This window comes from Sphingosinicella soli (genome assembly GCF_014199685.1).
GTDB lineage: Bacteria > Pseudomonadota > Alphaproteobacteria > Sphingomonadales > Sphingomonadaceae > Sphingosinicella > Sphingosinicella soli.
On record NZ_JACHNZ010000067.1, the window covers coordinates 1 to 9137 of the forward strand.

Annotated in this window: 7 protein-coding genes; 2 read left to right on the forward strand and 5 right to left on the reverse strand. The window is 57.0% G+C overall.

All coding sequences use genetic code 11. From position 1 onward, the window contains the following. Positions 1-34 precede the first annotated feature (34 nt). The 5 genes from GGQ98_RS17645 to GGQ98_RS17665 are packed head-to-tail and all read right to left on the reverse strand — an operon-like array spanning position 35 to position 6976. Positions 35-1135: an NAD(P)-dependent alcohol dehydrogenase gene (locus GGQ98_RS17645; RefSeq protein ID WP_184071915.1), complete on the reverse strand. Its 1101-nt coding sequence runs from the start codon at positions 1133-1135 to the stop codon at positions 35-37. Positions 1136-1171: 36 nt separating this feature from the next. Continuing rightward, positions 1172-2434 carry a cytochrome P450 gene (locus GGQ98_RS17650; protein WP_184071917.1) on the reverse strand — a complete coding sequence of 421 codons (1263 nt, stop codon included), beginning with the start codon at positions 2432-2434 and terminating at the stop codon, positions 1172-1174. 35 nt (positions 2435-2469) lie between these two features. Then, positions 2470-4797, reverse strand: coding sequence for a TonB-dependent receptor (locus GGQ98_RS17655; RefSeq protein ID WP_184071919.1), 2328 nt, complete (start codon positions 4795-4797; stop codon positions 2470-2472). A 52-nt stretch (positions 4798-4849) separates the two neighbouring features. Then, the gene (locus tag GGQ98_RS17660) at positions 4850-5800 is read right to left on the reverse strand and encodes a 3-carboxyethylcatechol 2,3-dioxygenase (RefSeq protein WP_341534254.1); all 951 of its coding nucleotides are present in this window, start codon (positions 5798-5800) and stop codon (positions 4850-4852) included. Positions 5801-5833: 33 nt separating this feature from the next. Beyond that, entirely contained in the window at positions 5834-6976 is a 1143-nt protein-coding gene (locus tag GGQ98_RS17665) for a CaiB/BaiF CoA transferase family protein (RefSeq protein WP_184071927.1), read from the reverse strand. Positions 6977-7684: 708 nt separating this feature from the next. Between GGQ98_RS17665 and GGQ98_RS17670 the strand changes: the two genes are divergently transcribed. Then, a complete protein-coding gene (locus GGQ98_RS17670; protein ID WP_184071924.1) occupies positions 7685-8473 on the forward strand; it encodes an SDR family NAD(P)-dependent oxidoreductase in 789 nt (262 codons plus the stop codon). Positions 8474-8817: 344 nt separating this feature from the next. Next, positions 8818-9137: transposase (locus GGQ98_RS17675; protein ID WP_184071926.1), on the forward strand; the 320-nt coding region annotated here is incomplete at its 3' end.

Genomic DNA, 9137 nt, shown 5'->3' on the forward strand with positions numbered 1-9137 from the left:
TGTTTCATTCCAGTACGTGACTACGCCGTTTCGTTCACTTGAAGCAAGCGGAGGGCCTGATTACCGGCTTTATGATCGAACCATCGCAAGACGCCTTTTCTGCGCTATTGATGTCCGCCAGCGAAAAGGTCTCAACGATGCGCTCCAGGGGTAGATGACCTTCGCGCCAAAGAGCGATTAGTTGCGGCAAGAAGCGTTGCGGAACGGCATTACCCTCGATGACGCGGGTTAGCGTGCGACCATTCAGGATCGCGGAAGGGATAACCAATTCGCCCCCCCCACCGACCTGTGCGCAGACGCCACCTTGGCGGATCGCTTCGAGTGCCTGACACAGGACGTCATTTCGACCGGTGGTGTCGAAACTGAAATCAGCCCCACCTGGGATGGCTGCCCCCAGGATTGCCGCAAGATCATCGCGGCCCGCCAGGACAATGTGGGTGGCGCCGCAGTCGCGTGCCACCTCAAGCCGCTTTTCGATCACGTCCACGGCGATGACCGTGGCCGCGCCGAGCGCGCGGGCCATCATGATCGCGGCCATTCCAACGCCGCCGGTTCCGAAAACCACCAACGATTGCCCGGGTCTCATCCCAAATATGTTGGCCACAGTGCCCGCGCCGGTCTGAATGCCGCAACCGAGGGGGCACAGGATTTCGAGAGGTAGGTCCTTGTCCACGACCGTCACGTTGCGGACCGTCGCCAGGGCGTGGGTGGCGAAAGAGGATTGGCCGAACCAGCGTGTGCGCACTTGACCGCCGCGGTCATCGGTTGCAGGGCAGATATGCTGGCCCGGTCCATAGAGGTTGAGTGACGCGAAGCTCTCACAGAAGTACGGCCGGTCGGCCTTGCACTGAGCACAGGTTCCACAGGAATCGTAAGAGATCAGCACGTGGTCGCCCAACGCGATCCCGCGAACGCCCTCGCCTATCCCTTCGACGATTCCGGCCCCTTCATGGCCGGTGACAATGGGAAAGGTACCGGAAGGTGAGGGCACTCGCCTCGGCACAACGTCGGTATGACAGAAGCCTGCCGCAACGATGCGCACCAGCAGCTGCCCCGGACCGGGATCCGGCAGTTCAAGCCTTTCAATCACATATGGCGCATCGGGCGCCCGAAGAACTGCGGCGGAAATCTTCATTAAGCAGTATCCCGAAGAAGTACAAACACCGATACCCTAGTCAGCCATCTCGTATCTGATTGGAAGATAATCAACATTCCCAAGGAATAGTGTTGAGGAATGCACAGGTTCACCGCACAGTTCGACATTCTTCACCCGCTCAAGGAAGACCTCAAGAAAGGTCGATAACTCGAGCCTGGCAAGATACTGGCCAAGGCAAACATGGGCACCGAATCCAAATGCGATATGCCTGTTTGGCTTGCGCGCCACATCAAACGCGAAGGGACGGTCGAACACATCCTCATCGTAACAGCCGGAAGGCAGGGCCATCAGCAGGGTATCACCGGCAGATATGCTGGCACCGCGAAGTTCGTAGTCATGGGTTGCCGTACGCAGAAAATGTTTGACAGGTGCAGACCATCGAATCATTTCATCCACCGCCGTGGGGATAAGGGCGGGGTCACGCTTGAGGCGTTCAAACTGACTGCGGTCCCGCATCAACTGAAGCATCCCGCCACCCAGAGAGGTGCTGGTAGTGTCGTGACCGGCGACAACAATCAGGATGTAATAGGAAAACAGACGCCGATCGGTGATTGGCTCGTCGTCGATGACGGCATTTGCTATGACGGAGGCGAGATCATTTTTCGGTCTTGCGCGCCGATCCGCAACCAGTGGACGAAAATAGTCGCAGAACGCGTTCCAGCAGGCGACCATGCGTTCCGCCTGACGTCCCTCTGCGCTAAGCATCGGGTTCTGCGATTCAATGAACTCGCGCGAGCGCCTATGCAGTTCATGCTCATCCGATTCATCCAGACCGAAGACCTGAAGGATGACACGAAGCGGGTACCAGGCAGAGACGGTCTGCACAAAATCGCAGGTCGATCCCTGGTCTGCCATTCGGTCGATGTAGAAATTGGCGGCCCGCCCGAACCCTTCCTTCAGTTTTGCAATCCCACCGGGCGTAAAAAATTCTGCACCCAGACGGCGCATCACCTGATGCTCTTCTCCGTCCATGGACAGCATGGTGTTCATGATGAGCTTGCTACCGAATTCGCGCTGAAGGCGATCCTCCACGGCAATAGGTAGAAGCGTGTTGCGCGGAGCATTGATGAAAAGCGCAGGCTGCCGTTGCACCTCGCATATGTCGGCATGTTTGGAGACGGTCCAGAAAGGATTGAAGCCCTCTGGCTGACACATCCGAACAGGCTCATGTGCCCGCAGATACCGGAACAAGTCGTGATACCGATCATGCGATGCATAGACGCTTGAATCGACCAAAAGCTTGTCGACAGCCGCTTTTTCTTCAAAATTCACTGACATTTACAATACTCCGCGCAACGGGTCTTGCCCGTGTGTCAATACTTAAAACCAACCTCAACGGCGATCTGACGCGGACGCTCGGTGTTGCGAAGACGAACCAGCGGATTTGAGGGGGCCTCCGTCCCGTAGGTGCTGTAAAGTTCGTTAGTCAGGTTCTTACCAATGAGCGCAATTTGCCAGCTGCCTGCAGCAGGGCTCAGTGTGATGCGCGCGTCCAACAATCCCACCGGGCGTTCCCACTGACCAGGATCGGTGATCGCAGCGATGTTAGTACGACCGCGATGGCTGTAATCGACATTTGTCTTCAACTCGAAGTCTCCCAAATCCGCGACATACTGCCCTCCAAGCGACCAGGACCACTTGGCGGTAAACGGTAACCGTCCGCCAGACAGGTCCCTGCGGCAAGGGGCGGGTGCCGTAAGCCGTAGTTCGACATAACAGGCCGCGCCCGGAAAGCTGACGTATTTTGCATCGGTGTAGCCCACCGCGCCGTTCAAACGCAGCCCGTCAAGAAAATTCCAGCTGAAGTCGGCCTCAAAGCCTTCCGATCGTGCTTCCGCCGCATTGCCCACGATATAACCCAGCGAGCCGTCAAACGCGCTAACCTGCAGATCCTTCACTTCCATGCGGTAAACGTTCAGCCCATAGCTAAATCCGATGCTCCTGAAGACACCTTTCACACCAGCTTCGTAGGAAGTCGCCTTCTCGGGCTTGAAATCGACGGTATCGCGATTGAGATGGTTGACAGCCCAGTCAAACCCACCTGCCTTCGCGCCCTTGACGACCTTGATATAGGCCATGTGATCATCAGTGTATTGGTATTTCAGGCCGACGAGAGGCATGAAATGGTTTTCAGAAAGCGACAGTCCCTTGAATTCGTGAGGCTGGCCAAAGAATAGGCCGAAGACCGACCGGTTGCCGAGCGCTGCCAGGGGAACTTCCAGATCGGGGCGCGGTGCGTTGTCGAGAATATTGTGCGCACGCGAATACTGCGAGGCAGTTTTCTCGCTGTATAGATATCGCCCGCCAAGGTTCAGAATTAGTCTATCCGTGAGTTTGTAGTTCCCATCAAAAAATGCGGCCAACGACTGCGTTTTCTGGTTGAGTCTGATGATCCGGGCAAAGGGAGGGACAGGCGCTCCAATAGCGGCGAAGTTCCCCTCGAACTCTCCTTCAAGGAAAAGATCTTCTTTCTGAAAAAAGAGGCCAGTTACATAATCGAACCTGCCCGTTCCATCCGAAGTAAGACGAATTTCCTGGCTAAACATGTCAAAGTCTTCGGAATGTGAAAAGTTTAGTATTGGCACCGGAGACATATCTGCTTCAGTGTTGAGAAACCACTTGTACCAAACATAGGCGCTGGTGGCCGATAAGGTGCCCAAATCGGTTTCCTTGGAAATCGTACCCTGCACTGTCTGGCTTTTCATCCGCATCGGGTCGTACGAGTAATTGGGCAAGGGCAGGGCGTTGCCGAACGAACGCTCCCGATCGAACTTAAATTCGGTCACGGTGGGCGTGCCCGCGTTCGAGACAGCCTGAAGCGTGTTTCCGTTCTGAGCTATGCGGAAGATTTCGTACTTGAGATCCAGCGTCAGGTCCGACCGAATTTCATAGTGCGTGGAAATGCGACCACCCCAATTTTCCCACTGGGGATCCCGGCGGGTCCAGCCAGGAATCTGTGTGGGCCGGTAGGTGAGCATCCACCCCTTTTCGAGCTTATCGAAAAAGCCGGCGACGCGAACCGACAAGTCATCGGAAACAGGGACGGTCACCCCGCCTTCCAGTTTCACCTGGCGATTCTTGAACTCATAGCTGGCTTTCACGTCCGCGGACAGTTCATCACCGGGTTTGCGTGAGATCGCATTGACAGCCCCGGCGATCGCGCTGTTGCCATAGAGCGTCACCTGTGGACCACGCAGCACTTCGGCCCTTTCTAGGTCGAAATAGGGATATGTCTGTTGCGCACCGCGACCTGCATATATGCCGTCAACGAAAGTGCCGACTGCCTGTTCGAACGACGGATTCGATCCCGAACCCACACCGCGCATGAATGAGGCGACATTTACCCCATTCGTCTGCTGGTAGTTCGGAACCCGGAACGAAAGTTCAGCCTGATTGACGATCTGCTTCTCGCTAAGCGCAGCGCCGGAAAGGGCCGAGATCGAGAGTGGCACGTCTCGAAGGCTTTCCTCGCGTTTGCGGGCGGTAACTACGATCTCGCCGAGTTCGTCGCCCGAAGCTTGCCGGGCGTTTTCAGCGTCGGATTGGGGCTCGACTGTCTGAGCTTGCGCAATCGCCGCCCAACTCGTGCTAAGCGCGATGCCAAGCAGTACCTTCCCAGCGATAATCACCTTATTTGTCATTTTATTTCCTCCCAGATCAACTTTTATTTATTTAGCGGTAACTTGGTTGCAGTTATTGCGTAGCGATTTCCTCGGCGGCAAGATGACCAACGCCTGCGATCCACCCTGGAGCTGGCATGTAGTCCTTCTGAACGACGCGATAGGGTGTACAGGCGTCCATCGCCGCAGTTGCGGCGACCCAGCACAGGATTTCATTGGCGGCTGAACCGGACTTCTTACTCACTTGACCAGGTTCTAGGTCGTCGAAGAAATCCCACCGTCCCTGTTCGAGCATGTCAAGTACCAGCGCATCCCATTCGGGATTAAGGGGCATGATCCTTCCGCGCCCCTCGTGGACCTCGCGCCCGAATTCCTTGACCCGAGCTTCGCGCGCCGCCCGCTCATCTGGAGATTCGGCAACCGGTCCCAGCATCCGCTGCTTCAAGGAACCTTTTGCGGTCCGAATGTTGCCAATCGGCGGATCGTGGGAAAGGCCGCCGGAGGCCGCGAAAAGCACACGTTTGTTAAGACCTCTCGCAAACTCGCCGACCGCCTGCCCGAGCTTGCGCACCCGCTGATAGTTCGGCAAGGGAGGCGCGGCGCAGTTGATGAAGACCGGTATGAGTGGATATCGGTCTATCTGGCCGAACATGCAGTCCCACATCTGGATGAAGCCGTGATCCAGCACCATCGCGTAGGATAGCGCTACATCAAAATTCTTGCGCCGAACGTGATCGAGAAGCTCCAACGCGGTTTCCTCGGGTACCGGCATATCTATGCGTGGGAGACCCCAATCTCCCGCCGAACGCGCTGCGGCTCCCAGGCAGAAGCTGGGCATTACCGAATAGCCGAAACCGTTGAAGTGATCGGGCCCGAATTCAATGATCAGTTCGGGATCGAAATCCGAGACGAACTTGCCAATCTTCTCGAAGGAGTGGCGCACCGACGCACACGTGTCCGAACTCGCCAATTCTTCGTCAAACATCACTGGAGTATGCGAAGCACACGCTAGGGAAAATGACACTTGTTCCTCCCTTCAAAGGCCGGAGCCCCTTTTTTATACTGCAGGTTCGTCAGCCTCGCATGGTGCGATCGCGGACCGTAGATGCTCATTGCGTCCGATCCCGGGAACGGGCCCGTAGCGCCGTGTTTCGCCACGAACTTGCGCAGGTGGAGCGGGAAGCCGAACAGGCCCGCCCGGCGTCTGCACCGTAATCCGGCGCAGGTGCGGATGACTTGAGAGCGCGTTGATGTCATTCAGGCAGGCGAAGGCCGTTCCGCCAGCGACGAGCTTAGCCCACACTTCTTCGAGCGACAGTTGCGCGATAGCCTGGGCAACAAGCGCGTCGGTCAGTTTTCGATTTCTCACCCGCTGAACATTCGTCGCGAACCGCGCATCGTTTGCCAGTTTCTTGTCATCCAAAAGGTGTTCGCACAACATGGTCCAGTCCCGATTGTGTTGGACCGACAACAGCAGATCTTTCCCGTCGGAAGTGACGAAGACCCCGTAGGGAGCGATTGATGGATGCTTCAGGCCGATGCGGCTGGGTGGTCGGCCGCTCTCGGCCTGGAGAAGTGGAACGGTCAGCCATTCCGCGATGACATCGAACATCGAGATGTCGATCTGAGCCCCCGATCCGGTCTTGTCGCGCACAAGCAAAGCCTCAAGGATCGCTGCATGTGCGGCCGAGCCTGTGGCGATATCGACGACCGAAAATCCAACCCTGCCAGGCGATTCAGCTCCGCCAGTTATCGAACAAAGTCCGGATTCGGCTTGCACGAGCAGATCGAATGCCTTGCGATCCGCCAGTGGCCCGTATCGGCCATATCCACTAATCGAGCATACTATTAGGGCGGGATCACGAGCACACAAATCTTGCGGATCAAGGCCAAGGCGCTCGATGGCGCCCGGTTTCAGGTTCTGAACAACGACATCGGCCTTATCGATCAGAGCCCGCAGTCTCGCAAGCGCTGGCTTCTCGCTAAGATCGAGCATGACTGACTCCTTACCGCGGTTCAGCCAGACGAAGTAGCTGCTTTGGCCCAGGATGACATCGTCGTAGCCTCGGGCAAAATCGCCTGCAGGTCGCTCAATCTTGAGGACCCTGGCGCCGGCATCGGCAAGCCGGGCAGTGCAGTACGGCGCTGCCACCGCCTGCTCGATTGCCACAACTGTCAAACCTTCGAGGGGAAGCCGCATGAGCGTCAAGGGGAATCCTGTTAAAATTTCAGCGCCCCTCGTAATCCAATGACATTTTTTGTACCATCTGCATTTAGCGAAGTACGATTTCGCCGATGGCGAAACATAAGACATCACTTCAGACCCCATTGCAGGAGGCGATCCGACACTTGCCTATAAGCGCCACTCCGACCCCGTCACCTTATTGGAGCTGCAGTTGCATAATTGATTTAACTCTGAATCATTCATTCTCCATGGCATGGAGGCTATGGATTAAGAGCACATCGATTGCGACCACGCTGGAGCTTAACGGCCCTATTATTTGGACGGATTACCGGGCGATGGCCATCGCATGACGGGCTGGTTGCGAGCCGACGCGTCTAACGACTGATGTAGCGGCGGCAGCAGACTATTCTCGGGCGCGGCCGCCGGGCCCCCAGGCACAGCGCGAGATTGTCCGCGATTATGCGCTGGTGACCCTGGCGGAGGACGCCGCAGTGCTGTTCATCGGCGAGACTGGGTTTTTGAAGCGGTGCATGCATCGTGCGACGGGAACCGGCGATCTACCGGTTCTCCAATCGGGGATGGCTCAATTTTCGCAGTCAAAACGCGACAGCGTGCTTCCCGCTCCGGAAAATGCCATCGGTCCATGCCGCCGCTTGTAAATGGCAATTCGCAGCGTATGGAGGCAGGCGGCGCTACTGCTAAAACAAAAAGAGGATGGTGAGAATGGCTGGTTGGCTAATAGGATGCCGCTCTATCGTTACTGGCGGAGCGTCTGGGATCGGAAGGGCGGTTGTGCGTCGGTTCGTTGAGGAAGGTGCGATGGTCGTCGTGATTGACAGAGACGCCGAGAAACTTGGTGAACTTAAGGAAGAACTTGGAGCGCGCTGCGAGATACTGGAGGGCGACGCTGCCGATCCTGATGCGGTTAACCGGTGCGTCGACCTGATCATCGATCGGTTTGGCGGAATTGATACCGTGGTGGGGAACGCGGGCGTCTTCGATTGGTACAGGCGCGTGGACCGCATGGACGGACGGGAATTACTGACCGCGTTTAATGAACTGTTCGCCATCAACGTGGCGTCGTACCTTCTCATCGCACGCGCGGCCTACCCGCATCTGAAGGCTTCGCGCGGCAGCCTTATCCTGACCTGTTCCACCGCAAGCTTTCGCGGTGGCGGTGGCGGCGCGCTGTATACAGCAAGCAAGTTCGCCGCCCGCGGCCTGGTATACCAACTGGCCCAGGAATGGGCGCCGGATATTAGAGTGAATGGCGTGGCGCCGGGTGGAACGGTGACGGCCTTGGCCGGACTGGCCGCTCTGGGATCGCACGAACGTCACTTGGGCGAGGATCCACGGCTGGTGGACGCGGTCGCAAAATCCACGCCGCTCGGCTTCGTGGCCGAGCCCGCTGATCATGCTGGAGCGTACGTGCTGTTAGCTTCTGCCGTTAATTCCCGGAGCATGACCGGCAGTATCATCGTGAGCGATGGTGGCATTCTCGCTTGTGTGTAATGCGTTGGCTTTTGGTCCGGTGCGGCGTACAGAAGCGTGGGGGGCTGTCAAAGGGATCGCGACCGAGCCATGGAGCTGTCAAGTTCAGGACTTCTGTGGTTGCCGCCCATGATGCAAGAGGGTTTCTGACCTTCTGAACTGGTGATCGAGTGCGGTCTTCTGTCAGGCCTGATTGCGGTGCTTTCAGATGCCGCTGTGTATGGTGATCCGCGGATCAGGTCCAAATCTCATTGACGAGCTTTATCACTCAGAGTCCTGAACTGGTTTTCCTGATCCAGATCTGTTGGGACTGTCAGTAATTTTGTGCACGAGGTCATATAGATGGAGCAGAAAGGACCATCGGTATGGCTATCGACAAGGAGTTGCTGGATCAGCTGCTGGCGGGGCGTGATCCTCAGGATTTGTTTGCCAAGGACGGCTTGATCGACGAGCTCAAGAAGGCGCTTTCCGAGCGAATGCTGGCCGCAGAGTTGGACGATCATCTTGAATCGGAGGCCGAAGCGGGCGTCGTCAATCGGCGCAACGGCAGCTCGAAGAAGACGATGCTGACCGGCTCGGTGAAGCTGACGCTGGACATTCCGCGCGACCGGTCGGGCACGTTCGATCCCAAGTTGATCGCCAAATACCAGCGCCGTGTTCCCGCAGACGGTGGTCCAGACCTGTT

Excerpts from the sequence above, each read along its gene's own strand:
- GGQ98_RS17645 (WP_184071915.1), bottom strand. The coding sequence starts at position 1,135 with ATGAAGATTTCCGCCGCAGTTCTTCGGGCGCCCGATGCGCCATATGTG.
- GGQ98_RS17650 (WP_184071917.1), bottom strand. The coding sequence starts at position 2,434 with ATGTCAGTGAATTTTGAAGAAAAAGCGGCTGTCGACAAGCTTTTGGTC.
- GGQ98_RS17655 (WP_184071919.1), bottom strand. The coding sequence starts at position 4,797 with ATGACAAATAAGGTGATTATCGCTGGGAAGGTACTGCTTGGCATCGCG.
- GGQ98_RS17665 (WP_184071927.1), bottom strand. The coding sequence starts at position 6,976 with ATGCGGCTTCCCCTCGAAGGTTTGACAGTTGTGGCAATCGAGCAGGCG.
- GGQ98_RS17670 (WP_184071924.1), top strand. The coding sequence starts at position 7,685 with ATGGCTGGTTGGCTAATAGGATGCCGCTCTATCGTTACTGGCGGAGCG.